Consider the following 25,798-nt stretch of genomic DNA (forward strand, 5'->3'; position numbering starts at 1 on the left):
CCGACGTGCCGGTCATGTCGCCGGTCGATGCGGCCACCATTCGCGCACGTCGTGGCCGGGTGCCGGACCCACCGGCCCGGCACCCGTCGCCGACTACTTCTTGCCCGCCTGCTTGCCGTCGCCGGAGTCGGAGGAGAGCGCCGCGATGAAGGCCTCCTGGGGGACCTCGACCCGGCCCACCATCTTCATCCGCTTCTTGCCCTCCTTCTGCTTCTCCAGCAGCTTGCGCTTACGGCTGATGTCACCGCCGTAGCACTTGGCGAGCACGTCCTTGCGGATCGCCCGGATGGTCTCCCGGGCGATCACCCGGCTGCCGATGGCGGCCTGGATCGGCACCTCGAACTGCTGGCGCGGGATCAGGTTGCGCAGCTTCGCGGCGATCGTGGTCCCGTACGCGTACGCCTTGTCCTTGTGCACGATCGCGCTGAACGCGTCCACCGGCTCGCCGTGCAGCAGGATGTCGACCTTCACCAGGTCGGACGCCTGCTCGTCGGTGGGCTCGTAGTCCAACGAGGCGTAGCCCTTGGTCCGGCTCTTGAGCTGGTCGAAGAAGTCGAAGATGATCTCGGCCAGCGGCAGCGTGTAGCGCAGTTCCACCCGGTCGGCGGAGAGGTACTCCATGCCGAGCAGGCTGCCCCGGCGGCCCTGGCACAACTCCATCACGGCACCGACGTAGTCGTTCGGGGTCAGCACGCTGGCCCGCACCGTCGGCTCGTACACCTCGGCGATCTTGCCGGTCGGGTACTCGCTCGGGTTGGTGACGATGATCTCCGCGCCGTCCTCCTGGATGGCCCGGTAGACCACGTTCGGCGCGGTCGAGATCAGGTCCAGGTTGAACTCCCGCTCCAACCGCTCCCCGATGATCTCCAGGTGCAGCAGGCCGAGGAAGCCGCAGCGGAACCCGAAGCCGAGCGCGCCGGAGGTCTCCGGCTCGTAGGTGAGGGCGGCGTCGTTGAGCTTGAGTTTGTCCAGCGCGTCCCGCAGCGCCGGGTAGTCCGACCCGTCGATCGGGTACAGGCCGGAGTAGACCATCGGCTTCGGGTCCTTGTAGCCGCCGAGCGGCTCGTCCGCCGGCCGGCCGTTGATGGTGACCGTGTCACCGACCCGGGACTGCCGGACGTCCTTCACACCGGTGATCAGGTAGCCGACCTCGCCGACCCCGAGCGCCTCGGACTTCACCATCTCCGGCGAGATGACGCCGATCTCCAGCAACTCGTGGACGGCGCCGGTGGACATCATCTTGATCCGGTCCCGGGCACTGATCCGCCCATCCACCACCCGGACGTAGGTGACCACGCCCCGGTAGACGTCGTACACCGAGTCGAAGATCATCGCACGGGCCGGGGCCTCCGCGTCGCCGACCGGCGGCACGAACTGCCGGACGATCTCGTCGAGCAGGTGCGGCACGCCCTCACCGGTCTTGCCGGAGACCTTGATGCAGTCCGCCGGGTCGCCACCGATCAGGTGCGCCAACTCCTCGGCGTACTTCTCCGGCTGCGCGGCCGGGAGGTCGATCTTGTTGAGCACCGGAATGATGTGCAGATCGTTCTCAAGCGCCAGGTAGAGGTTGGCCAGCGTCTGCGCCTCGATGCCCTGCGCGGCGTCGACCAGCAGGATCGCACCCTCGCAGGCGGCCAGCGAGCGGGACACCTCGTAGGTGAAGTCCACGTGGCCCGGGGTGTCGATCATGTTGAGCACGGCCTGTTCGCCGGACCGCTCGCCCTCGCGGATGGTCCACGGCATGCGGACGGCCTGGCTCTTGATGGTGATGCCGCGTTCGCGCTCGATGTCCATCCGGTCGAGGTACTGCGCGCGCATCTGCCGTGGGTCGACCACACCGGTGAGCTGCAACATCCGGTCGGCCAGGGTCGACTTTCCGTGGTCGATGTGGGCGATGATGCAGAAGTTCCTGATCCGCGCCGGGTCGGTGGCACCAGGAGCGTTCGCGCCGGGATCGAGCGTCGGTGGCACAGCGGTCCGTTCTGGTCGGCTGACGTGAGCGGGCCGGCACCGCCGGCCCCCTCTATGCTCCCACGTCCCCGGCGGACGACCGCCGCGCGGGCGAACCCGGACTCACTCCGGCGGCGGCTCGACGAAGAGGGCGGCCAGCCGGGGCAGCCGCCGCCGGGCCTCGTCGGAGTCGTCGAAGTCCCACATGTCGTTCAGGTCCGGCGTCCGCGCCGCCTCACGCACCACCGGCAGATCGGACGCGGTCGCCTTGCGGTACGCGTCCCACGGCACAGCGAGCATGTCCTCGCACTGGAACTCCTCGCCGCTGAGTGCGGCCGCCCGGACCTCCGGCAACTCGGCCAGCGAGTCCGGGTCGGCGACCGCGCGGGCGAAGACCTCCCGGCCCCGCGTCATCAGCCAGCCCCGGAAATACTCGAAGCCGTCGTCCGAGGCACCGTAGTTCATCAGGTACGCGGCGCCCCACAGGTCGACCCGGTGGGAGGCGGCGAGCACCCGCCGCTGGTGCTGCGCGTACCCGACGATCTCCTCCGGGTCGCGGGCGGCGAGCAGCGCGACGGCGCGGACGGCGACGGCGTCCGCCGCCCCGCCACCGGCGCGGGCCCGGTCGATCAGCTGCCAGAAGTCGTCGGTCCTCATGACCCGGCAGTCTGGCAGACCCCTGGGACAGGGGTCTGCGGCGCGCGGAGCACGACGACGGGGCCGGACCGGGCAGCATGGTCGGGTGAGCAACCCGGCCCCGCCGCCCGTGCCGTACCACGCGACCGCCCAACGCCCGCCGTGGCACACGCTGCCGGAGGCGGTCCGCGCCGCACTGTCGGAGCGGCTCGGCGCTCCGGTCGTCGCCGCCGAGACCGCCGGTGCCGGTTTCACCCGGGGCTTCGCCGCGGTGCTGCGCACCGGCGACGGCGGCAGCGCCTTCGTCAAGGCCGCGTCCCGCGTCGAGCAACCACACCTGGTCGACTGGTACGCCCGCGAGGCCGCCATCCTCGCCCGCCTGCCCGCCGGTCTCCCCGCCCCGCGCCTGCGCTGGACGCTGTTCGAGGCCGACTGGTACGCGCTCTGTCTGGAACCGATCCACGGCCGCCTCCCCCAGTTGCCCTGGGACCCGGTCGAACTGGCCGACACCCTCGCCGGGTACGCCGACCTCGCCGCCGCGCTCGCCGACCCGTCGCCCGACCTGCTCGCCCTCGGGCTGCCCCGGCTCGCCGACCTCGCCCGCGACGACATCCTCTGGTGGGGCGAGGTCGCCGCCGGGCGGGAACCGGTACCGCCGCTGCCCGAACCGCTGCGTGGCCGGATCGCCGACCTCGCCGCGCTGGAGTCCCGGCTCCCCCGGTACGCCGCCGCCACGACCGCGCTGACCCACGGTGATCTGCGGGCGGACAACGTCCTGATCGACGCGACCGGCACCGCCTGGTTCTGCGACTGGACCTGGCTGTGCCACGGCCCGGCCTGGTTCGACCTGGTCAACCTGCTGATCACCGGGTACGCCTCCGGCCTCGACGTCGACGTCCTCTTCGCCGCCCACCCGACCGTCGCCGACGCACCCGACGACGCGCTCGACGTGACCCTGGCCGCCCTGTCCGGCTACCACCTCACCGCCGCTGCGGCGGCACCGCCGACCGCGTCGGCCCACCTGCCGACGCACCAGCGGTGGACCGGCGAACAGGCGCTCGACTGGCTGGCCCGTCGGCAGGGTTGGGCCTGACCGACCCCGGTCGCACGGCACCTGCCCGCGAGGGCTGTTTTGGCCCGTGCCGACCGACCTGGTAGCCTGGCTTTTCGCGCAGCGATGACGCATGCTCGTCGCGCGCACAAGCTGACCAACCCGAGCTATCAAGACGAGGCTGTCGCGTGGCGAACATCAAGTCCCAGATCAAGCGCAACCGGCAGAACGAGAAGCGCCGGCTGCGGAACAAGTCGGTCAAGTCGTCGCTGAAGACCGCCATCCGCAAGTTCCACGAGGCCGCTGAGGCCGGTGACGTCGAGAAGGCCACCACCCTCATGCAGGACGCCTCGCGCAAGCTGGACAAGGCCGCCAGCAAGGGCGTGATCCACGCCAACCAGGCCGCCAACCGCAAGTCGGCGATCGCCAAGCGCGTCACGTCGCTCGCTGCCTGAGTCAGCGACCTCAGATCTGACGGAAAGCCCCGGGGCACTGCCTCGGGGCTTTCCGCACGTCCCCGCCCGATGAGGGCCCGCTTGGTTCAGGAGCCGGGTTCGGCGGGGCGGTGGCGCCGTCCGGGCACCTTATTCGACACGTCCGGGGGCGGCGTGGTCTCCGTGGGGCCCGGGCGGGCCGGACGCAGGGTGGGTGCGGTCGGGCCGGACGGCCGCGACGCCGACGACGGGTCGACGGTGGGCAGCGGCTCCGACCGGAGCACCACGCCGGGCACGGTGTGCGGCAGCCAGTCGACCCGGGCCCGCCCGACCGCGGGTGCCATCTGCCGTCGGAACCGGTCGCGTTCCTGCTCGGGTACGGCCGCCGCGGAGCGGACCACCACGGCCGCCACCAGGTCGTTGAGCTTGACCATGACGGCCACCGCCGCCGGGAGCACCAGTACCGCCCACCACTTCACCAACTCGGCGAGCACGAGCAGGGCGGCCAACGCGATCGCCCCCTCGAAGAAGAGGAAGCAGAGCACCCCGCCCGGGTTGACGACCCGCAGCCCGAGCACCCGGGCGTAGAGCGGTCGGTACCGCTCCTCGTCGGCCGGGATCGTGGCCCAGGAGCCACGGAGGGCTCCGCTCATCTGGCGCCGCCCTGCTGGCGCGCGGCGGCCACCGAGAAGACGGCCTTCTCCAGCGCGTACGCCCGGTCGTCGGAGCCGCCCTTCACCGCCGCGTTGCACTCGGCCGCCGCCCGCATGGCCTCGACCAGAGCGTCCGGCGTCCAGCCCCGGGCCTGCCGCTGGGCCCGTTCGACCTTCCACGGCGGCATGCCCAGACTGCTGGCGAGCTGGAACGGGCTACCCCGTCCGGCCGAGGCGACCCGGGCCACGGTGCGGATCCCGTCGGCGAGGGCGTCCGCGATCGGCACCGGGTCGACTCCGACGTGCAGGGCCCAGCGCAGCGCCTCCAGCGCGGCGGGCAGGTCGCCGACCATGGTGGCGTCGGCGACGGTGAAGCCGCTCACCTCGACCCGGCCCCGGTAGTAGCGGGAGACGGTGTCGGCGTCGACCTTGCCGTCCGTGTCGGCGATGAGCTGCGAGCAGGCTGCCGCGAGTTCCCGCAGGTCATTGCCGACCGCCGCGATCAGCGCCTCGGCCGCGTCGTCGGTGCAGCGCCCACCCGCCCGCCGGAACTCGTCCCGCACGAAGGCCACCCGATCGCGGTGTCCCTTGAGCTTGGTGGCGGGCAGCACCTGCGCACCGGCCGCCTTCAGCCCGTCGGCGAACGCCTTGCCCTTGGCAGCGCCGAGATGCTGGACGACGAGTTGCACCTCGGGGTCGGGATTCTTCGCGTACGCCAGCAGGGCCGCGGTCAGATCCTTGCGGGCGTCCTGGCCGGACCGCAGCACCAGCACGCGTCGCCCACCGAACAGCGACGGGCTCAGCATCTCGTCGATTTCGCCCACGGTGAGCTGGCCCGCCTGGTACTCGCGCACGTCCGCACCCGGGTCGGCGGCGCGGGCGGCGGCGACGGTTTCGGTCACCGCACGCGTGGCGAGCAGCTCCTCGTCACCGAGGACGAGCACAATGGGAGCGGCATTGGCGGCGGTCACGCCGCCCATACTCGCACGCTCTGCGGCGAGGTCCAGTCTGCTCGTCGGTACTGTGCTGGCAGACCCCGCACTCAGCGCAAATCCAGACATATATACAATTAGCCTTCTTTCTCCATAAGTCGGATTCGCTCATCGGTTGGCCCTGGTCAGGTCCACTCCCCCCGCCACCACCGCCAGCCCGGACGGACCGACCACCACGGCGACGTCCCCGTCGCGGTCGGTCCGCAGCACCCGCGCCCCACCCCGACTCAACCGGGCCAGGACGGCCTCGTTGGGGTGCCCGTAGGTGTTCCCCGCGCCCACCGGCACCAACGCCACCGCCGGGGCGATCGCGTCCAGAAAGGCCGGATCCTGGTACGCGCTCCCGTGGTGAGCGACCTTCAACACCTCCGCCCGCAGCCCGTCCGGCGGCAGATGCTCCCGTAACGCCTGCTGCTCCTCGGTCTCCGCGTCCCCGGCGAGCAGGATCCGCACCCCGGCCACGGTGGCCCGCAGCACCAACGAGTTGTTGTTCGGGTCCGACCTGGTGCCCCGCATGGGATAGGGCGGACCGAGGACCACCAGGTCGACCGCGCCCGCCCGGTACCGCCATCCGGCCGGGGCGGCCACCAGGGGTGTACCGTGCGCGGCGGCGGTGTCGTGCACCAGGTCCCGCCCCATCTCCGGCTCCGGCCAGCGGGGGGTGACCACCGTGTCCACCCGACGGTCCCGGAAGACCCCGGCCACTCCCCCGGTGTGGTCGACGTGGAAGTGGCTGATCACCAGGAGCGGCACCCGCCGTACGCCGAGTCTCCGCAGACAGGCGTCCGCCGCCGCCGGATCGGGTCCGGCGTCGACCACGACGGCGCGTCCCGCCGCCACCGGCAGCAGCACGACGTCGCCCTGACCGACCGCGCAGGCGACGACCACCCACCCCTTCGGCGGCCAGCCCGGTGCCGCCACCCGCACCGGCAGCGTGCCGACCACGACGGCGGCGGTCAGCACCGCCACCAGGCGGCGCACCACCGGTCGCCGCACCGCCACCAGCAGGGCCACGGTCAGCGCCGCCAGCAGCAGCGCTCCGGACACCCCGCCCGGCCAGGGCAGGTTGCCCGCCGGAACGCGGGCCCCGTGGCGGGCCACCAGCACCAGCCACCACGCCGGCCAGTGCGCCAGCCAGGCGACGGCCTGGGCACCGGCCGGCCAGACCGGCGAGATCGTCGCGGCCAGCACCCCGAGCACCGTGGCCGGAGCGATCGCGGGCACGACGAGCAGGTTCGCCGGGACCGCGACCAGACTGACCGTGCCCGACAGGCCGGCGATCACCGGGGAGCAGGCCAACTGCGCGGCGGCCGGGACCGCCAGCGCCTCGGCCGCCCCCGCCGGTACGCCCCGTCGACGCAATCCGTCGCGCCACCGTGGCGCGAGCAGCAGCAGACCACCGGTCGCCAGCACCGACAGCGCGAAACCGGCGTCCCCGGCCAGGTCGGGGTCGACGAGTACCAGCACCGCCACTCCGGCGGCGAGGGCCGGCACCGCCGCCCGGGGTCGGCCGGTGGCCAGCGCGGCGAGTCCGATCGCCCCCATCGTCGCCGCCCGCACCACGCTCGGTGAGGGTCGGACCAGGATGACGAAGCCCACCAGAGCGAGCCCGCAGAGTACGACGGCCAGAGTCGGACCGGCACGGGCCCAGCGTGCGGCCAACAGCACCGCCCCCACCACGATCGCGACGTTGGAACCGGAGACGGCGTTGAGATGCGTCATGCCGGTGGCCCGGAAGTCCTCCTCGACCGTGTCGGGCAGTTCGCTGGTGTCACCGACCACCAGGCCGGGCAGCAGACCACCCGGGTCGTCGGGCAGCGGCGCGCAGGCGCGTTGCAGCCCGGCCCGCAGCACCCCGGCGGCTCGTTGCAGCACCGACGCCGACCCGAGCCGGACGGGTGCGCCCTCGGCCAGCAGCACCGCGCCGGTCAGGTCACCGCCGCGCGGCTCGGTCAGGCGGCCCTCGGCCGTGATGCGTTGCCCGGGCAGCAGTCCGCGCCAGGCAGGGTCGTCGGCGAGCACCAGCACCCGGGCCGGCGTGGTGACCCGGTGCCCCGCCGGGCCGGTGACGGTCACCAACCGGGCCGACACCAGCAACGTCGGTGGGCGACCGACGATGCCGCCGCGTAGTGCCCGAGGATCGTCCCGGACCGTCAACTCCGCGCTGACCTGCCCGCCGTCGTCGACCAAGGCACGCAACGGGCCGGCGTCCCGCACCGCCAGTCGGGCCGAGGTGGCCGCGCCCCCGCAGACGACCCCGATCAACACCGCCACCACGGTCCAGCCGTAGCGTCGGGCGAGGGCACCCTGCCGCCCGGCGAACCCGAGCAGGTGCACCGCGACCAGTACGCCCACCGCCGCCGCCAGCACGGCCACCAGCAGTGCCCGCGCAGCGGTGAGGTGTAGCCCGGCCAGGGCGGTGAGCCAGGCCGCCACGGCCAGTCCGGCCAGCCGGAGATCAGGCACCCTCGCGTCGGCGGTCACACCGTCACCAGGTCCTTCAGCTCCTCGTACCGGGCGTCGCCGATGCCGTTGACCTGGCGCAGGTCGCTGACGGCGCGGAAGCCGCCGCGCTGCTCGCGGTGCTCGATGATCCGCTGCGCGAGCACCGGTCCCACTCCGGGCAGCCCGTCGAGTTGCGCGAGCGTGGCGGTGTTCAGGTTCACCCGTCCGCCGGATTCCGCACCGGGCACGGCGGCGCCGGGTGCCGGGACGCCGGGTGCCGGGGCGGCTGGCGTCGGCGGCGGTACGCCGACCACGACCAACTCGCCGTCGGTCACCTTGCGGGCCGGATTCAGCATCGCCACGTCCACCCCGGGCAGCGCCCCACCGGCCGCCTCCACGGCGTCGGCCACCCGCGCCCCGGCCGGGAGCCGCACCAGACCCGGCCGACGCACCTTGCCCGCCACGGCGACGACCACCTCACCGGCGGGTACGGCCGACGGGTCGGTCATCGGCTCGTCACCGGGTGGACCGGACGGGTCGACGTCGGCGGCCCCACTCGGACCGCTGACGGTGACGACCGGCTCGACCTGCGGACGGGACCGCCACGCCCAGCCGGCGGCGACGACCACGACCAGAACGGCGACCACGGCGAGCACCCGGACCCCGCGCCGCCCGGGATCGAACGCCCCGGGACCCGGCAGTCGGGACGGTGCAGGGGTCGCGTCGGTGTCCGCCGGCATCGCCGTGGCACCCGACCGGCCGGTTCGCTCCGAGGCAAGGTACGGATCGGCGACCACGGTGGCGGAGGGCGTCGACGGAGGCCGCTGCGGACCGGTGACGCTGGTTCCGGTGTCCGCCGAATACCTGAGGGCAGCGGCGACGTGGGTCCCGGTGTCCGCCGAGACCTCCGGGGCAGCGGACGTGTGCACGGGTAGCGAAACGGTCGGCCACTCCGTCGGTCCGCGCCACGGGGACGACGAGGCCGGTGCGAAGTCGTCGGAGTCCGGGCCGGTATCGCCCGGCGACATCAGGCCGACCTCACGACCTGCCGGTGACGGTCGATCGGTGGGCAGGTCGGCAGCGTGCGCTGCCGTGCCGGACATCAGCCGCCACAGGCGATCCCGGACCGCCGTCTCCTCGTCGTCGTTGGACACGGCGCGAGGCTAGGACGGCGAGCCCGACGCGTGCCGCAGTCAATCGCCCCGGCTGTGGACAACCGGTCGGCTGTGGACAACCGCCTGATCAAGCATCGTTCGTGCTATGGCCGGACGCACCGGACCGAGGATGCTTCCAGGCTGTACCGCCATCGGGGCCGATCGGTCGATTGATCCACCGCATGGACCCGGTCGTGAGCGATTGGACGCCCGGCTGTCGTAGGCCGAGTTGCCGCACGTCCGGATACAGGTCGTTCCGAGGTCGGTCGGGGCCGTACGCCGGTCTCGACGGCTCCTTCGTCATCGTCACCAGCGCGGTGACGGCGGCACCCTGCACGTCGGCCCGGCCGCCTGGCGGGGCTTCGCCGAGTCGGCGAAGCGGATCGGCCCGGTCGGCTGACACCCGAGCCACCGAAAGCCCCCAGCCCGAGGCTGGGGACTTCGTCGTGTACCCACCGCAGGGGCCTGCCTTCTGCTGCTCGCGCTGGTGCCCGCCGCGTCGGTGTCGGCACCCGCATCGCGGCCAGATCGGGCCTGGCAACCGCCTTGCTCAGGCCCATGCTGTCGCCTCCACCGCAAGATCACGCTCGATCCCGGATCGAGTGGTCATCGTCGCGCTCGGATACCACTCGATCCGGGATCGAGCGTGACCTTCACGCTTGCACGGGCGTGCACGGTCCATCGGTGAGGAGCGGCGGGCGGCGGGCGGCGGGCGGCGGGCGGCGGGCGGCCGATAGTCGTGCGTGGGCCGCCCCGGGTCAGCGGGATTCCGGGTCGAGGCCGAGCGCCGCGCGTCCGCCGTCGACCGGCAGCGTGACTCCGGTGACGAAACCCGCCGCCGGGGACAGCAGGAACGCCACCACGTCGGCGACGTCCTGAGGTCGGCCGATCCGGCCCACCGGGTGCAGGCGGTGCAGCTCCGCCTCGATCCGTCCGGTCTGCTCCGGCGTCTGGGCGGCCATGAACGCCTCGTGCCGCTCGGTGGTCACCGAGCCGAGGGCGACCGTGTTCGCCCGGATGCCGCGCGGGCCGTACTCGACCGCGAGCGCGCGGGTCAGCCCCTCGATGGCGGCTTTCGCCGTGGCGTACGGCAGGCAGCCGGGCACCGGTCGAGCAGCCTGGTGGGAGGAGACGTTCACGATCGCGCCCTCGGTGCCGGCGGCCAGGAATCGGCGTACCGCGGTGGCCGCGCCGACCACGGCGGGGCGCAGGTTGCGGGTGATCAGGTCGACCACCTCGCCGACGGGGGCGTCGTGCACGGACGCGTCCCGGAACACCGCCGCGTTGTTCACCCAGCCGGTGAGCGGCCCGGCTCGTTCGGCGAGGTCGGCCGCGCGCCCGGCGACGCCCTCGTCGGCCGCGTCACCGACCACCGCCATGAGTCGCCCGTTCTCCGCATGACGCTCCACCCAGGACACCGCGTCGCCGTCGCGCTCGACGACGACGACCGTCTCACCCGCGGTAAGCAGCCGCTCCACGATCCCCCGCCCGACCCCGCGCCCACCACCGGTCACCACACAGGACATCCGCCCTCCTCCCACCCCCACCCATCTTTCCGCATCCCCGCACTCACCCCGTCGATCAGCGACTTATGGCACCGGCAGACCAGGACAGACAAGCACGGAGTACGGACCACAACTCCATGATCGGCGCCCAGAACAGCGGGCCGCCCGCACAGGCAACGCACACAGGCAACGCAGCACACAGCGACGCACGGGACCGTGCTGAGGACGGCGCAGGGGGGTCAGGGGCGGCGGTGGGTGACGACGCAGGCCAGGCCGGGGCCGGCGTGGGCGGCGACGGCGGCACCGGCCTCGGAGACGTACGTGTCGTGCAGGCGCGGACCCAACCGGGTGGTGAGCGCGTCGAGCAGGGTCTCGGCGCGCTGGGGTGCGGCCAGGTGGTGCACGGCCAGGTCGATCTCCGCATCCCCGGCCGCCTCGACGGCCAGGTCGACCAGGCGGGCCAGGCCACGGCTGGCCGTGCGCACCTTGTCGCACAACACGATGACGCCGTCCGGCATGTAGAGGATCGGTTTGACCGACAGTGCCGTGCCGAGCAGTGCCTCGGCCGCGTTGATCCGGCCGCCCCGGCGCAGGAACTCCAGGGTGTCGACATAGAAGTAGATGGTGGTGCGGTCGATCGCGGCGACGGCCTCGGCGCGTACGTCGGCCAGGTCGGCACCGCCCTGGGCGGCGCGGGCGGCGGCGAGCACCGGGAAGCCGAGGCCCATGCCGCAGGAGCGGCTGTCCACCACCGTCACCCGGTCACCGAACTCTGCGGCGGCCAGGTCGGCGGCCTCCACGGTGCCGGAGAGCCCCGCCGACAGGTGCACCGACACGACGCCGTCCGCACCGGCGTCCAGCAGCCGCCGGTACGTCCGGACGAACTGTTCCGGGGACGGACGGGACGTACTCACCGCGACCCGTCGGGCGCTCAACGCCCGGGTGGCGTCCGCCGGGGAGGTCTGGACGCCTTCCAGCCCCTCGACCCCGTTGAGCACCACGGTCAGTGGCACCACCGTGAGCTGGTGCGCGGGCACCAGCTCGGGCGGCAGATAGGCGGTGGAGTCGGTCACGACCGCGACGGGCATGCCCGGCACGGTAGCCGATCGGCGTGGTGCGGCGTCAGACCGCTTCGGCGGAGCCGGGCCGGGCGGATGCGGTGCCGCCGGGGGTGACCGGCGGTACGTCGACCGCGCCGACGTTGTGTGTCCGCATCTGCCAGCCACGGTCGGCGTCGTGCCGCAGCTCGGTCCAGTGGCAGTTGCGCAGCGCGCCGACGGCGCGCAGCACGCTCGGCTCCCAGCCGAGGAGTTGGCCGCAGCCCTGCCGGGCGGCACCGCCGTGGGTGGCCACGACGATCGTCCGGCCGGCCAGGTCGTCGGCGAGCTCCTGGAGGGCGGTGCCCATCCGCTTGCCCAGCTCGCCCAGCGGTTCGATCTCCGCGCCCGGGTCGGGGTCACCGGCCCGCCAGCGGGCGAACTCCGCCGGGAACTGTGCCGACGCCTCGGCGAGCAGGAGGCCCTGCCAACGGCCGAAGTGGCGTTCGCGCAGTCGGGCGTCGGAGCGTACCGGCAGACCGGTCAGCGCGGACAGCGCACCGGCGGTGTCCGCGGCGCGGCTCAGGTCGCTGGCGACGATGGCGTCCGGTCGCAGCGCGGCCAGCAGCGGCGCGGCCTGGCGCGCCTGCTCGCGGCCGAGGTCGTTGAGGGGTACGTCGGTCTGCCCCTGCACCCGACCGGCGGCGTTCCAGTCGGTGTTGCCGTGCCGCCAGACGATCAGCCGGGTCACTCGCCGGATCCGGTGGCGGCCTCGGCGCTGGCCAGGTCCCGGTCGACGAAGGGGATGGTGGGGCAGTCCTTCCAGAGCCGGTCGAGGGCGTAGAACTCGCGCTCCTCGGTGTGCTGCACGTGGACCACGATGTCGACGTAGTCGAGCAGCACCCACCGGCCGCCGCGCTCGCCCTCGCGCCGCACCGGCTTGGCCTTCTCGGGCAGGTCGAGCAGGGCTTCCTCGATGGCGTCGACGATGGCGAGCACCTGACGCTCGTTCGGGGCCGCGGCGATCAGGAACGCGTCGGTGATGGCGAGCTGGTCACCCACGTCGATGATGACGATGTCCTGAGCCTTCTTGTCGGCCGCGGCCTGGGCGGCGGCCATCGCCAGCTCGTGAGCGCGTTCCGAAACTGTCACCGTTCTCCCTCGATCACCCGTGCGATGCCTCCAAGCCTCTCACACCCGGCGGATTGCCGACTCGGCAGTTTTCCGCAGTAATCGGGAGGAAACAGGCTAATCATCCTGATAGAGCCGCCGTTTGGCGATGTATTGCACCACACCGTCCGGCACCAGATACCAGACCGGTACGCCCCGGGAGACCCGGGCCCGACAGTCGGTGGACGAGATGGCCATCGCCGGCACCTGCACCAGGGTGACCGTGTCGGCGGGCAGGTGGGCGTCGGTGAGTGCGAAGCCCGGCCGGGTCACCCCGATGAAGTGCGCCAGCTCGAAGATCTCGTCCAGATCCTTCCAGCTCAGGATGCGCTCCAGCGCGTCCGCGCCGGTGATGAAGAACAGTTGCGCCTTCGGGCCGTACTCGGCGCGCAGGTCGCGCAGCGTGTCGACGGTGTAGGTGGGGCCGCCCCGGTCGATGTCGACCCGACTGACCTGGAAGCGGGGGTTCGACGCGGTCGCGATCACCGTCATCAGATAGCGGTCCTCGGCCGGGCTGACGGGCACGTCCGCCTTCTGCCAGGGCCGCCCGGTGGGCACGAACACCACCTCGTCCAGCCCGAACCGGTCCGCCACCTCGCTCGCGGCGACGAGGTGACCGTGATGGATCGGGTCGAACGTGCCGCCCATGATCCCGACCCGCCGGATGTCTTCCCGCACCCCATGATCCTATGCCGAATCCGGTTCACACCGGGCCGGGCCGTGACCCACGGCACCGACCCGGCGACACCAGGTCAGGCGGGCGTACCTTCGATCACCGTCCGGGCGTCCAGCGCCCGCCGCAGGTCGTCGTCGGCGTCGGTGACCACCCGGCGCAGGCCCGGGGTGAGGTCGTCGCGGGCCAGCAGCGCCGCAGCCGCCTCCCGGGTCGATCGCGCCACCGCGTACCGGGGGAACGCCAGCTTGGCCACCCCGTCGGCCACCCAGGGCGTACGCAGCCGCGCGGCGGCCGGCATGTCGTCGAAGTACCGGGTCACGTACTCGGCGGTCAGCTCCGCCTGCTCCGGACGCCAGAAACCGGCGGCGGTCGCCTCGACCAGCCGGTTGGACAGCTCGGTGTTCGACACGATGATCTCCCACGCGGCCTGCTTGGCGGCCGGGTCGGGCAGCGCGGCCCGGCAGGCGGCGGCCCGCTCCGCACCGGCGGCGCTCGGGTCGGCGGCGGCCTCGGCGGCGATCTCGCTCTCCCCGGCGGCGCCCAGCGTCACCAGCCGCGCCAGCACGGACCAGCGCAGCTCGGTGTCGACGGCCAGCCCGGCCGGTACGCCCCGACCGGCGAGCCAGCCACCCAGCAGGTCGGCGTCGGTGGTCACGGCGATCAGGCCCCGCACGGCGGCCAACTGCAACGACTCCCCCGGCGCGGCACCGTCGAGCAAGCGGCGACAGGCGTCGGCGATCCGGTCCAGGGCCGCCCGCCGGGCCGCCGGGTCGAGGTAGCGGTCGACCAGCGACCGGCTCAGCGCCAGCACGTCCTCGGCGATGATCACCTCGGTCTCGGTGGGCAGCGCCGCCCCGATCAGGTCGACCACCGCCTGCACCGGCCGTTCCCCGTCGGTGGCGGCGTCCAGCGCCTCGCCCCACAGCAGCGCCCGGGCCAGCGGGTCGGCCAGCTCGGGCAGCAGCAGCGACACGGCGTCGGCCGAGGCCGGGTCCAGGCGGATCTTGGCGAACGTCAGGTCGCCGTCGTTGGGCAGCAGGACCGCCGCCGCCGGTTCACCGACCAACCCGGTGAGCAGCGTACGTCCGTCGTCGGACTTCGGGTCGAGGTCGATCTCCTGCCGCTCGGCGGTGCCGTCGACGGCGTACCGGCCGACCCCGATGCGGTGCGGGCGCAGCACCGGGTGCGACGGCGGGGCGGTCTGCACCACGGCCGCCTCGGCGTACCGGCCGTCGGCGTCCAGCCGCACCTCGGAGCGCAGCGTGTTCACCTGCGCGGTACGCAGCCACGCCTGCGCCCAGTCGGTCAGGTCCCGGCCGCTGGCGGCGGCGAGACTGTCGAGCAGGTCGGCCAGGGTGGCGTTGCCGAAGCGGTGCCGGGCGAAGTGATCGTTCAGCCCGGCCAGGAACGCCTCGTCACCGAGCCAGGCGACCAGTTGCCGCAGCACACTGGCGCCCTTGGCGTACGAGATGCCGTCGAAGTTGAGCAGCCCCTCCGCCGCGTCGGCCACCCGCTCGGGGGCGACGGGATGGGTGGAGGGACGCTGGTCGGCCGCGTACCCCCAGGCCTTGCGTTGCAGCGCGAAGGTCGTCCACGCCTGGTCGAACCGGGTCGCCTCGGCGGTGACCCGGGTGCCCAGGTACTCGGCGAACGACTCGTTCAGCCACAGGTCGTCCCACCAGCGCATGGTGACGAGATCGCCGAACCACATGTGCGCCATCTCGTGGGCGATCGTGGTGGCGCGCAGCTCGCGCTCGGAGTCGGTGACCGCCGAGCGGAACACGTAGTCGTCGCGGAAGGTCACCAGGCCCGGGTTCTCCATCGCCCCGGCGTTGAACTCCGGCACGAACGCCTGGTCGTACTTGCCGAACGGGTACCGCTCGGTGAAGAGCTGGTGGAACCGGTCCAGGCACTGCCTCGTGATGGTGAAGATCTCGTCGGCGTCGGCGTCCAGGTGTTCGGCCAGCGACCGGCGGCAGTACACCCCCAGCGGGATGCCGTCGTGGCTGTCCCGCCTGACGTGCCAGGGACCGGCGATCAGCGTGAAGAAGTACGTGGCGATGGGCAGGGTGGGGACGAACTCCCAGCGCCCGGGGGCCGGGTTGGCGGCCAGTGCGCCGTTGGCCGCGACCGTCCAGTGCTCCGGTGCGGTGACCGTGAGCGTGACCGGCGCCTTCAGGTCGGGCTGGTCGAAGGCGGCGAAGATGCGTTGCACGTCGTCCAGGAAGGACATCGCGTACAGGTAGGTCTCGCCGTCGGCCGGGTCGACGAACCGGTGCAGTCCCTCACCGGTGTTCGTGTACGCCATCTCCGCCTCGACGGTCAGCGTGTTCTCCTCGGCCAGCCCGGTCAGGGCGAGCCGGTTGTCGTCCAGCGCGGCCGGATCGAGATCACAGTCGTTGAGGTGTACCGCCAGCAGTGTCGCGGGCTTCACCTCGGCGAAGGTCTCCCTGCCGGTGGCCCGGAACCGGATCGTGACCAGCGAGCGGAACCGCTCGTCGCCACCGGTGAGGTCGAGGTCCACGTGGTAGGAAACGACGGAGATCGACGCGCCACGCGCGGTCGACTCTGCACGGCTCAGGCTCGGCATCCGCTTATCCTGCCCGATGGGGCCTCGAACGAGCGTCCCCATTCCCCTGCACTGGAGGACTGACGCAATGACAGCGCACCCCAAGGGCGACTTCGACCTCTCCCGGGCGGTCTGGCAGCGGGCCGAGGGCGACACCTCGGAGGCGGCGGTGGAGGTCGCCTTCGTCGACGACCTCATCGGTATGCGTAACTCCGCCGAGCCGGACGGCCCGGTGCTGGTGTTCACGCAGGCCGAGTGGGACGCCTTCGTCGCCGGCGCCCAGGACGGCGAGTTCGACCTGGACTGAGCCCACCACCGGGTCGCCCCGGTCGGCGGGTCCGTCCCGCCGTGCCGGACCGGGGCGCACGGTACGCAGTGCCACGCTGGTCGTCATTTCTCCGGAGTCGCCCCCGACGACGGCGTACATGCGAGATCGTCGGAGCCGGGGACCCACCCCGCGACGGTCGCGGGCTCACGGAGGTGACGACGATGGCGCACAGGTCGCTGGAGAAGCCGGCCCGGCGCACCACCCGCGCCCAGCTCGCCGCCCTGATCCTGGCGGTGGTCTTCCTCCTGATCGGGGTGCTCGGGTTCGTCCCCGGCATCACCACGAACTACGGCGAGTTGTCCTTCGCCGGCCACCACTCCGAGGCGAAGCTGCTCGGCGTCTTCCAGGTCTCCGTCCTGCACAACCTGGTCCACCTCGCCTTCGGCGTGGTCGGCCTGGCGCTGGCCCGCAGTCTGGCCGGCGCGCGGCTGTTCCTGATCGGCGGCGGCGCGGTGTACCTCGTGCTCTGGATCTACGGCCTGGTGGTCGTCGACTCGGCCGGCGCCAACTGGATCCCGGTGAACGGCGCGGACAACTGGCTGCACCTGGGCCTGGCCCTGGGGATGCTGGCCCTCGGCCTGCTGCTGTCCAACCGGGCGGGCACCGGTTCACGGCTGGACGACCCGATCGACCGCCCCTGACCGGGGCCGCCGCACCGCGCAGCGAGCTATCCGGCGTCGTCCGGCGTCGGAGCCGCCTCCACCTCGTCCGCCGGCCGCTGCCGACGGGCCTTGCGGGCCGCCAACCGCTCCGCCGCGCTGGCGCGGTTCGTCTTCTCCTCCAGCCGCTCATCGCGGCCCCGGGAACCCGGCACGTAGTCCGCCCCGGCGTAGAGGGTCGGCTGCCAGTCGAACTCCCGGTCCGCGATGCGCACCAAATCGCCCGGCTGGGCACCGGCCTTCGCCAGGTGGTCCTCCACGCCGAGACGCGCCAACCGGTCCGCGAGGTAGCCGACCGCCTCGTCGTTGTCGAAGTTGGTCTGGCGTACCCACCGCTCCGGGCGGCCACCGCGCACCGTGTAGGAGCCGTCGTCCTGCGCCTCGACGGTGAACCCGGCGTCGTCGACCGCCTTGGGGCGGATCACGATGCGGGTCGGCTCGGCCGGCGGCACGGCGGCCCGCGCCTGCGCCACCAGCTCGGCCATCGCGTAGGTGAACTCCTTGAGGCCCTCCCGGGTGGCCGCCGACACCTCGAAGATCCGCAGACCGCGCGCCTCCAGGTCGGGCCGGACGATCTCGGCGAGGTCCCGGCCGTCGGGCACGTCGATCTTGTTCAGGGCCACCATGCGCGGCCGGTCGGCCAGACCGCCGTACTCGGCCAGCTCCGCCTCGATGGTGTCGATGTCGGCCAGCGGGTCCCGGCCCGGCTCCAGCGTCGCGGTGTCGATCACGTGCACCAGCACGGCACACCGCTCCACGTGCCGCAGGAACTCCAGCCCCAGGCCCTTGCCGGTGGCCGCGCCCGGGATCAGACCGGGCACGTCGGCGACGGTGAAGGTGTGGTTGTCGACTCGGACCACGCCGAGGTTCGGCACCAGGGTGGTGAACGGGTAGTCGGCGATCTTCGGCTTGGCGGCCGAGATCACCGAGATCAGCGACGACTTGCCGGCCGACGGGAAGCCCACCAGGCCGACGTCGGCGACGCTCTTGAGCTCCAGCACCACGTCCAGTTGCTCGCCCGGCTCGCCCAACTCGGCGAAGCCGGGTGCCTTCCGGCGGGCGTTGGCCAGCGAGGCGTTGCCCCGACCACCCCGACCACCCCGGGCCACCTCGAAGGTGGTGCCGGCGCCGACCATGTCGGCCAGCACGGTGCCGTCGGCGGTCTGCACGACCGTGCCGTCCGGCACGGTGAGCACCAGGTCGCCGCCGTTGGCGCCGTCCCGGTTGGAGCCCGCGCCACCGCGGCCGTTGGGTGCCTTGACGTGCGGGCGGAAGTGGAAGTCGAGCAGCGTGTGCACCTGCGGATCGACCACCAGCGACACGCTGCCGCCATGGCCGCCGTTACCGCCGTCGGGGCCGCCGAACGGCTTGAACTTCTCCCGGTGGATCGACACACAGCCGTGCCCGCCGTCGCCGGCCTGCAGGTGCAGGACGACCCGGTCAACGAACGTCGTCACGCCGCAATCCTTCCAGCGAGGCGCTACCCCGCGTGAGAAATGGCGAAGCGGGCCGGGACATCAGGTCCACGGCCCGCTTCGCCTCGAAGCTACTGCTGCGGCACGATGCTGACGGTCTTGCGACCGCGCCTGGTGCCGAACTGGACCGCACCGGCGGACAGCGCGAACAGCGTGTCGTCGCCGCCACGGCCGACCAGGTCACCGGGGTGGAACTTGGTGCCGCGCTGCCGGACGATGATCTCGCCCGCGCTGACGACCTGACCACCGAAGCGCTTCACGCCGAGCCGCTGGGCCGCGGAGTCACGGCCGTTACGCGAGCTGGACGCACCCTTTTTGTGAGCCATCTGAGAACGACCTACTTCCCGCTGGAGATGCCGGTCACCTTGACCTGGGTCAGCGGCTGGCGGTGACCCTGGCGCTTGTGGTAGCCGGTCTTGTTCTTGAACTTGTGGATCCGGATCTTCGGGCCCTTGGTGTGCGCGGCGATCTCGCCGGACACCTCGACCTCGGCGAGCTTGGCCGCATCGGTCACCAGGTCGTCACCGTCGACGAGGAGCACCGCGGCGAGCTTCACCGCGTCGCCGGGGGCACCGGCGAGCTTCTCGACCTCGATCACGTCGCCTTCGGCGACCTTGTACTGCTTGCCGCCGGTCTTGACGATCGCGTACATCGGAGGCGGACTCCCTGTCGTTGAGGCTGCTGGCGGTCGTCCCCGCGGCGGCTCGCCGGGTAGCAGAGGCACGGCGGCGCGGGCACACGGGAACTCGGCACACCAAAGTGCGCCGCAGGTTAGCGTACGCCATGGCCGGGGCCAGCCCCAAACCGGGCCACCCCCACCGGACCAGGTCACCGGTCGGCCATCGCCCGGTCACCGGCCGTGGTGCCGTCCCGCCGCCGACTCACCGACCACGATACGCCGGAGCCCCGCCCGGCGGAGGTCACCGTGGGCGGGGCTCGTCGACGTCGGGGCGGCGGACCGGGTCCGGTCTACCGCCGGGCGGTCACGGTCGGGTACGGCGGCGTGCGCCACCACGCCGGGAGCGACGGCGACCGGTGCCGCCCTCGGCACCCTCGTCCTCGTCGCTCTCGCCCACCGCGTCCGGGTCGTCCGGGGCGGCCAGGCGGGCCGACTCGCCCTGCTGGCTGTCGGCCACGTCCGCAGCGGCCGGCGTGTCCGTCTCGTACCGGGACAGGTCGTAGCCCATCGTGTCGTGGTAGTCCGCGTCCGCCGTACCGGTGGCGGTCTCCTCGGTGTCGGTGACCTCGACCACGGTCCGCTCGGCGGCGCTCTTGCGACCCCGACGCCGCGACGAACCACTGGCCTGTTCGGCGGCCGGCGCGGCCGAGGCGACCGCCTTGACCTTCTCCGTGCCACCGGAACGCGGCTTCTCCGGCACCGGCTCGGTGTGGATGATCAGACCCCGACCCTTGCAGCAGTCACAGGTCTCACTGAACGCCTCCAGCAGCCCGGCACCGATCCGCTTGCGGGTCATCTGCACCAGACCCAGCGAGGTGATCTCGGTGACCTGGTGCTTGGTGCGGTCCCGGCCCAGGCACTCGGTCAACCGGCGCAACACCAGCTCCCGGTTCGACTCCAGCACCATGTCGATGAAGTCGATCACCACGATGCCGCCGATGTCGCGCAACCGCAGTTGGCGGACGATCTCCTCGGCCGCCTCCAGGTTGTTGCGGGTGACGGTCTCCTCCAGGTTGCCGCCCGCGCCGGTGTACTTACCGGTGTTGACGTCGACCACGGTCATCGCCTCGGTCCGGTCGATCACCAGATGACCGCCGGAGGGCAGGAACACCTTGCGGTCGAGCCCCTTGAGGATCTGCTCGTCGATGCGGTACGCGGCGAACACGTCGGTGGTGCCCACGTGTCGGCGGAGCCGGGCGACCAGGTCCGGCGAGACGTGCGACAGGTACGACTCGACCATGTCGTACGACTGGTCGCCCTCGATCACCAGCTCGCGGAAGTCCTCGTTGAACAGGTCCCGGACCACCCGGATGACCAGGTCCGGCTCCTCGTAGAGCAGCACCGGCGCGCCGCCCTCGGTCGACTTGGCCTGGATGTCCTCCCACTGCGCCTGGAGCCGCTTGACGTCGCGGGCCAACTCGTCCTCGCTGGCGCCCTCGGCGGCGGTCCGGACGATCACGCCTGCGCCGTCCGGCACCAGCTTCTTGAGCGCGTCCCGCAGCCGCTTGCGTTCGGTGTCCGGCAGCTTGCGGCTGATCCCGGAGGCGTTGCCGCCGGGCACGTACACCAGGTGCCGACCGGAGAGCGCGACGTGGCTGGTCAACCGGGCACCCTTGTGCCCGATCGGGTCCTTGGTGACCTGCACCAGCACCGAGTCGCCGGACTTGAGCGCCTGCTCGATCGAGCGGGCCCGCCCCTCCAGACCGGTGGAGTCCCAGTTGACCTCGCCCGCGTACAGGACGGCGTTGCGGCCCCGGCCGATGTCTACGAACGCCGCCTCCATGCTCGGCAGCACGTTCTGCACCTTGCCGAGATAGACGTTGCCGGCCATGGTGCCGGCGGAGTTGCGGGTGACGTAGTGCTCGACCAGCACGCCGTCCTCCAGGACGGCGATCTGGGTACGGTCCCCGCGCTGGCGTACCGCCATCACCCGGTCGACCGCCTCGCGGCGGGCCAGGAACTCCGACTCGCTCAGGATCGGCGGGCGGGTCCGGCGCTGCTCGCGGCCGTCCCGGCGGCGCTGCCGCTTGGCCTCCAGCCGGGTCGAGCCGGAGACGCCCTGCACCTCGTCGACCGTGCGGCGCGGCTCGCGGATCTTCACCACCGTGGGTACGCCGTCGTCGGCGCCGCCGTCGGTGTCGCCAGCCCCCCGGCGGCGGCGCCGACGCCGACGGCGGGTCAACCCGTCGCCGTCGCCCTCGTCGCCGGACTCGTCCGTCTCGGCCTCGTCCGCCTCGCCCTGGGCGGCCTCCTCGGCCTCGTTCTCCTCGGCGTCGTCGAGGTCCTCGGCGCCGCCCTTACCCCGACCCCGGCCCCGGCGGCCACGCCGACGGCGACGCCGCGAGCCGTCCTCGTCCTCGTCGTCGGCGGCCTCCTCGGCCTCCGCGGCGGGCTCCTCCTCGACCTCGACCTCGGCGACGGGCTCCGGCTCGGGCTCCCGCCGACCCCGGCGGCGACGCCGGGTCGGCTCGGCCGGCTCCTCGGTGGTCTCCTCCTCGGCGGGCGGCGCGGCGGCAGCCGCAGCGGCGGCGGCGCGGGCGGCCGTGACCTCCTCCGGAGCCATGAACAGCACCGTCGGCGCGCTGAGCGCGGCACGGCGTCGGCGGGACCGGGGCTCCGGCGCGGCTTCGGCCTCCGGCTCCGCCGGGGTCACCGGCTCGGCCGGGTCGCTCTCGGCGGCCTCGACCGGCGCGGCGCCCTCGGGGGGCAGCTCGGCCGCACCGAAGTCGGTACCGGCCGTGGCTGCCGACTCCTCGGCCACCGCCTCCTCGACCACGGCCGGGGCCTCGGCCGGCGGGGTCGCCTTCTTCCGGCGGGTACGGGTCACCTTCACCGGCGGTACGACGTCTCCACCGGCCGCCTCGACCTCGGCTACGGCCAGCGGCTCCTCGGTGGTCTTCGACGCGGTGGTGGCCTTGCGGCGTCGCCGGGGCGTCTTCGGTGCCTCGTCCAGGTCACCGGAGACCGGGGCGAAGACCTCCGCCTGCGGGGCCTCCGCGCTGCCCGGCGCCGGGGTGCTGGACGCCTCGACCGGGGCGTCGGTCTGCTCCGGCTGGGTGACCGGGGTGGCCCGGCGACGGGTGGCCCGTCTGCGGGGCGGTGTCTCGGCGGCGGACGGGCTGCCCAGGTCGGCCGCGCCGCTCACCGTGCCGGCGGTCTCCCCCGACGCGTCGGGGGCCACCGGTGAGGAGGCACCCGCCGTGCCGGCGGTGCTGTTCTCGGCGGTCTCGCCGGCCGGGTTCGCACCGGACCGTTCGCCGCCCTCGGGCTCGTTCTCGAGCATGGACGTTCTCCAGTTCTGGCTTCCCCGGGCGCGGGTGAGCGCTGCCACGCAGGGTCGCCGCAAAGGTGTTTCCCCGGGCGCACGGGCGTGCGCGACCGGCGAAGTCTGCCTGTCTGAGCACCGACCGTCGGTCAGCGCCCGCCGATGGTTGCCCCGTCGCGGTCCGCGTCCAGCGGATCCACGATCGCACCCTGCGCGGTCAGCGTGCCCTGAGCCAGCCGGGTCACCTTCGGGGCTACCGGCGGTTCCAGGCCGGCCACCACGCGGAAGCCGGAAAGGACGTCATCGGGCCGTACGGACGGGGTGACCTGCCGCACGACCAGTTCGAGTATCGCACACGGTACGGCCGGGGCCACGGAAGGCGTCGCCGACGACGTGATCACATCGACGCGGGTGACGGCCGCGCGGGCGTCGAAGGTCCGCCGCCCCTGCTTGGTCATCCGCTCCACCAGCACCTCGTCGGCGGCCAGGAACGCGGTGACCGCCTTGGCCAGGACCTCGGGGTCCACCTCCGGCAACTCGATCCGCCAGAGGGACGCCTGGATCCGGTCGGCCAGGCCGCTGCCGGTGGCCACCACCGCGTCGAGCACATCGAGGCCGGGCGAGAGCGCCGTGTCCAGCGCCTCGCGCAACTGCGCCGGGTCCACCGGCTCGCGCAGGCCGATCTCCAGATACTCCGCCTCGCTGGCGACCCCGGTCGGCGCGGCGCTCGCGTACGAGATCTTCGGGTGCGGGGTGAAGCCCTGGGAGAAGGCCACCGGTACGGCGGCACGGCGCAGCGCCCGCTCGAACGCCCGGGCGAAGTCCCGGTGCGAGGTGAACCGCAGCGGGCCCCGCTTGGCGTACCGGATGCGGACGCGCTGGACGACCGGCGCCTGGCCGCCCTCGGGCTGAGGTTTCCTACTGATCGTCCTGCTCCTCGGTGTCGCACCCCACCCGGGGCGCCGGGGTCACTGTTGCGCGCCGGTGGGCAGCTTCAGACCGTTGACCGGGGTCAACGGGAGCAGCTTCCGGCCGGTCGGGCCGATCTGGATCTCGGTGTCCATGGCCGGACAGACACCGCAGTCGAAACAGGGCGTCCAGCGGCAGTCGTCCTGCTCGTACTCGCTGAGCGAATCCTGCCAGTCCTGCCAGAGCCAGTCCTTGTCCAGGCCGGAGTCCAGGTGGTCCCAGGGCAGGACCTCCAGCTCCTCGCGCTCGCGGGTGGTGTACCAGTCGAGGTCCAGCCCGAACCCGGGCAGCACCTCGTCGGCCGCCTCCACCCAGCGCTGGTACGAGAAGTGCTCGCTCCAGCCGTCGAACCGGCCGCCGTTCTCCCACACCCGGCGGATCACCGCGCCGACCCGGCGGTCCCCCCGGGACAGCAGGCCCTCGATCAGCGACGGCTCGCCGTCGTGGTAGCGGAAGCCGATCGCCCGGCCCAGCGACCGGTCCGCGTTGATCGCCTGCTTGAGCAGCTTGAGCCGGTGGTCGATGACCTCCGGGCGCTGCATCGACGCCCACTGGAACGGGGTGTGCGGCTTCGGCACGAACCCGCCGATGGAGACCGTGCAGCGGATGTCCTTCGAGCCGGTGGCGGCCCGACCGGCCCGGATGACCTCGTGGGCCATGTCGGCGATCTCGAGGACGTCCTCGTCGGTCTCGGTGGGCAGGCCGCACATGAAGTAGAGCTTCACCTGCCGCCAGCCGTTGGTGTACGCGGTGACCACGGTGCGGATGAGGTCGTCCTTCGACACCATCTTGTTGATCACCTTGCGGATCCGCTCCGACCCGCCCTCCGGGGCGAAGGTCAGCCCGGTCCGGCGGCCGTTGCGGGACAGCTCCTGGGCGAGGTCGATGTTGAACGCGTCCACCCGGGTCGACGGCAGCGACAGCGACACGTTGGTGCCCTGGTACTGCTCGGCGAGGCCGGAGCACATGTCACCGATCTCGGAGTGGTCGGCCGAGGACAGGGACAGCAGACCCACCTCGTGGAAACCGGAGAACTCCAGCCCCTGCTGCACCATCTGCCCGACGGTGGTGATGGACCGTTCCCGCACCGGGCGGGTGATCATGCCCGCCTGGCAGAACCGGCAGCCCCGGGTGCAGCCCCGGAAGATCTCCACCGCGTACCGCTCGTGCACCGTCTCGGCGAGCGGCACCAGCGGCTTGCGCGGGTACGGCCAGGCGTCCAGATCCATCGTGGTGCGCTTGTGCACCCGGAACGGCACGTCCGCCCGGTTCGGCACGACCCGCTGGATCCGGCCGTCGGGCAGGTAGTCCACGTCGTAGAAGCGCGGCACGTAGACGCTCTCGGTGCGGGCCAGCCGCAGCAGCAGCTCGTCCCGGCCGCCGGGCGAGCCCTCCGCCTTCCACTCCCGGACGATCGCGGTGATCTCCAGGACCGCCTCCTCGCCGTCACCGAGCACGGCGGCGTCGACGAAGTCGGCGATGGGCTCCGGGTTGAACGCGGCGTGCCCACCGGCCACGATCACCGGGTCGGCGTCGGTACGGTCGGCCGCGAGCAGCGGGATACCGGCGAGGTCGATGGCGGTGAGCAGGTTGGTGTAGCCCAGCTCGGTGGCGAACGAGACGCCGAACAGGTCGAAGTCACCGACCGGGCGGTGCGCGTCGACGGTGAACTGCGGCACCTCGTGGGTACGCATCAGCCGTTCCAGGTCCGGCCAGACCGCGTACGTCCGCTCGGCGAGCGTGTCGGGAAGCTCGTTGAGCACCTCGTAGAGGATCTGCACGCCCTGATTGGGCAGGCCCACCTCGTACGCGTCCGGATACATCAGCGCCCAGCGCACGGTCGCGGAGTCCCAGTCCTTGACCACCGCTCCCAGTTCGCCACCGACGTACTGGATGGGCTTGGTCACCTGCGGCAGCAGCGGCTCCAGGCGGGGCCAGACGGAGTTGGCCGCGACCGGACGCGGAGTGGTGGACGGGACGCTCATGATGCCCAAGGGTACGCGCACACCCACCGACCACCACGCCACACCTGGCCGACCCGGGAACCAGCGGAATCGGCCCCGGCCCGCAGCGACGACCACCGGTCGTCGGCCGCCCCGTCCGGCGGTGGTACCCGGCCTGGTTCTGCTCCGGTGGCACCCCGGTACTAAC

Annotated in this window: 22 protein-coding genes; 4 read left to right on the forward strand and 18 right to left on the reverse strand. The window is 72.6% G+C overall.

Annotated elements, in window-relative coordinates; all coding sequences use genetic code 11:
- Nucleotides 1-93: 93 nt before the first annotated feature.
- Together lepA and ACQVFL_RS23825 are read right to left on the reverse strand one after the other, a co-directional pair.
- Entirely contained in the window at nucleotides 94-1,971 is a 1,878-nt protein-coding gene (gene lepA / locus ACQVFL_RS23820; RefSeq protein WP_396698786.1) for a translation elongation factor 4, read from the reverse strand.
- A gap of 102 nt (nucleotides 1,972-2,073) precedes the next feature.
- Nucleotides 2,074-2,607 carry a DUF4240 domain-containing protein gene (locus ACQVFL_RS23825; RefSeq protein ID WP_396698788.1) on the reverse strand — a complete coding sequence of 178 codons (534 nt, stop codon included), beginning with the start codon at nucleotides 2,605-2,607 and terminating at the stop codon, nucleotides 2,074-2,076.
- A gap of 85 nt (nucleotides 2,608-2,692) precedes the next feature.
- Here ACQVFL_RS23825 and ACQVFL_RS23830 point away from each other — a divergent pair, with 85 nt between their 5' ends.
- Together ACQVFL_RS23830 and rpsT are read left to right on the forward strand one after the other, a co-directional pair.
- Nucleotides 2,693-3,679: a phosphotransferase gene (locus tag ACQVFL_RS23830; protein WP_431727646.1), complete on the forward strand. Its 987-nt coding sequence runs from the start codon at nucleotides 2,693-2,695 to the stop codon at nucleotides 3,677-3,679.
- A 146-nt stretch (nucleotides 3,680-3,825) separates the two neighbouring features.
- Nucleotides 3,826-4,092 carry a 30S ribosomal protein S20 gene (gene rpsT, locus ACQVFL_RS23835; RefSeq protein ID WP_117229515.1) on the forward strand — a complete coding sequence of 89 codons (267 nt, stop codon included), beginning with the start codon at nucleotides 3,826-3,828 and terminating at the stop codon, nucleotides 4,090-4,092.
- An 86-nt stretch (nucleotides 4,093-4,178) separates the two neighbouring features.
- Here the strand turns inward: rpsT and ACQVFL_RS23840 are convergent, their stop codons facing one another.
- The 10 genes from ACQVFL_RS23840 to pepN form a co-directional block, all read right to left on the reverse strand.
- On the reverse strand, nucleotides 4,179-4,724 hold the full coding sequence (locus tag ACQVFL_RS23840; protein ID WP_431727647.1) for a hypothetical protein: 546 nt from the start codon (nucleotides 4,722-4,724) through the stop codon (nucleotides 4,179-4,181).
- Entirely contained in the window at nucleotides 4,721-5,704 is a 984-nt protein-coding gene (holA, locus tag ACQVFL_RS23845; protein ID WP_396698794.1) for a DNA polymerase III subunit delta, read from the reverse strand. The genes ACQVFL_RS23840 and holA overlap by 4 nt, the downstream gene beginning before the upstream one ends.
- 120 nt (nucleotides 5,705-5,824) lie before the next feature.
- On the reverse strand, nucleotides 5,825-8,200 hold the full coding sequence (locus ACQVFL_RS23850) for a ComEC/Rec2 family competence protein (protein ID WP_396698796.1): 2,376 nt from the start codon (nucleotides 8,198-8,200) through the stop codon (nucleotides 5,825-5,827).
- Nucleotides 8,197-8,901 (reverse strand): helix-hairpin-helix domain-containing protein, encoded by a 705-nt coding sequence (locus tag ACQVFL_RS23855; RefSeq protein ID WP_396698844.1) that lies wholly within the window; start codon nucleotides 8,899-8,901, stop codon nucleotides 8,197-8,199. Before ACQVFL_RS23855 ends, ACQVFL_RS23850 begins: the two co-directional genes overlap by 4 nt.
- Before the next feature lie 1,172 nt (nucleotides 8,902-10,073).
- Nucleotides 10,074-10,841 carry an SDR family NAD(P)-dependent oxidoreductase gene (locus ACQVFL_RS23860; protein WP_396698798.1) on the reverse strand — a complete coding sequence of 256 codons (768 nt, stop codon included), beginning with the start codon at nucleotides 10,839-10,841 and terminating at the stop codon, nucleotides 10,074-10,076.
- 218 nt (nucleotides 10,842-11,059) lie between these two features.
- Nucleotides 11,060-11,908: a DegV family protein gene (locus ACQVFL_RS23865; protein ID WP_431727648.1), complete on the reverse strand. Its 849-nt coding sequence runs from the start codon at nucleotides 11,906-11,908 to the stop codon at nucleotides 11,060-11,062.
- A 34-nt stretch (nucleotides 11,909-11,942) separates the two neighbouring features.
- On the reverse strand, nucleotides 11,943-12,608 hold the full coding sequence (locus tag ACQVFL_RS23870) for a histidine phosphatase family protein (protein WP_396698800.1): 666 nt from the start codon (nucleotides 12,606-12,608) through the stop codon (nucleotides 11,943-11,945).
- Nucleotides 12,605-13,009: a ribosome silencing factor gene (rsfS, locus tag ACQVFL_RS23875; RefSeq protein WP_396698802.1), complete on the reverse strand. Its 405-nt coding sequence runs from the start codon at nucleotides 13,007-13,009 to the stop codon at nucleotides 12,605-12,607. Before rsfS ends, ACQVFL_RS23870 begins: the two co-directional genes overlap by 4 nt.
- A gap of 96 nt (nucleotides 13,010-13,105) precedes the next feature.
- Nucleotides 13,106-13,705, reverse strand: coding sequence for a nicotinate-nucleotide adenylyltransferase (gene nadD, locus ACQVFL_RS23880; protein ID WP_396698804.1), 600 nt, complete (start codon nucleotides 13,703-13,705; stop codon nucleotides 13,106-13,108).
- Nucleotides 13,706-13,779: 74 nt separating this feature from the next.
- The gene (gene pepN, locus ACQVFL_RS23885; RefSeq protein WP_431727649.1) at nucleotides 13,780-16,293 is read right to left on the reverse strand and encodes an aminopeptidase N; all 2,514 of its coding nucleotides are present in this window, start codon (nucleotides 16,291-16,293) and stop codon (nucleotides 13,780-13,782) included.
- Nucleotides 16,294-16,360: 67 nt separating this feature from the next.
- Between pepN and ACQVFL_RS23890 the strand changes: the two genes are divergently transcribed.
- Together ACQVFL_RS23890 and ACQVFL_RS23895 are read left to right on the forward strand one after the other, a co-directional pair.
- On the forward strand, nucleotides 16,361-16,579 hold the full coding sequence (locus ACQVFL_RS23890) for a DUF397 domain-containing protein (protein WP_093407559.1): 219 nt from the start codon (nucleotides 16,361-16,363) through the stop codon (nucleotides 16,577-16,579).
- Between the two features lie 182 nt (nucleotides 16,580-16,761).
- Nucleotides 16,762-17,241, forward strand: a complete 480-nt coding sequence (locus tag ACQVFL_RS23895) for a DUF4383 domain-containing protein (RefSeq protein WP_431727650.1) — start codon at nucleotides 16,762-16,764, stop codon at nucleotides 17,239-17,241.
- Nucleotides 17,242-17,267: 26 nt separating this feature from the next.
- On the opposite strand, the gene obgE is transcribed toward ACQVFL_RS23895, so the two are convergent.
- The 6 genes from obgE to ACQVFL_RS23925 all read right to left on the reverse strand — a co-directional run bounded on the left by obgE (nucleotide 17,268) and on the right by ACQVFL_RS23925 (nucleotide 25,632).
- Nucleotides 17,268-18,716: a GTPase ObgE gene (obgE, locus tag ACQVFL_RS23900; RefSeq protein ID WP_431727651.1), complete on the reverse strand. Its 1,449-nt coding sequence runs from the start codon at nucleotides 18,714-18,716 to the stop codon at nucleotides 17,268-17,270.
- An 89-nt stretch (nucleotides 18,717-18,805) separates the two neighbouring features.
- Complete coding sequence (gene rpmA, locus ACQVFL_RS23905; RefSeq protein ID WP_091077796.1) at nucleotides 18,806-19,060, reverse strand: 50S ribosomal protein L27; 255 nt, start codon at nucleotides 19,058-19,060, stop codon at nucleotides 18,806-18,808.
- Between the two features lie 11 nt (nucleotides 19,061-19,071).
- Nucleotides 19,072-19,386, reverse strand: a complete 315-nt coding sequence (gene rplU / locus ACQVFL_RS23910; protein WP_117229528.1) for a 50S ribosomal protein L21 — start codon at nucleotides 19,384-19,386, stop codon at nucleotides 19,072-19,074.
- A gap of 331 nt (nucleotides 19,387-19,717) precedes the next feature.
- A complete protein-coding gene (locus tag ACQVFL_RS23915; protein ID WP_431727652.1) occupies nucleotides 19,718-22,696 on the reverse strand; it encodes an Rne/Rng family ribonuclease in 2,979 nt (992 codons plus the stop codon).
- 131 nt (nucleotides 22,697-22,827) lie between these two features.
- A complete protein-coding gene (locus tag ACQVFL_RS23920) occupies nucleotides 22,828-23,547 on the reverse strand; it encodes a TIGR03936 family radical SAM-associated protein (protein ID WP_396698846.1) in 720 nt (239 codons plus the stop codon).
- Nucleotides 23,548-23,646: 99 nt separating this feature from the next.
- Nucleotides 23,647-25,632, reverse strand: a complete 1,986-nt coding sequence (locus ACQVFL_RS23925; protein WP_396698817.1) for a TIGR03960 family B12-binding radical SAM protein — start codon at nucleotides 25,630-25,632, stop codon at nucleotides 23,647-23,649.
- Nucleotides 25,633-25,798 lie beyond the last annotated feature (166 nt).

Origin of the sequence: Verrucosispora sp. TAA-831, assembly GCF_050780145.1 — a bacterium.
Taxonomy (GTDB): domain Bacteria; phylum Actinomycetota; class Actinomycetes; order Mycobacteriales; family Micromonosporaceae; genus Micromonospora.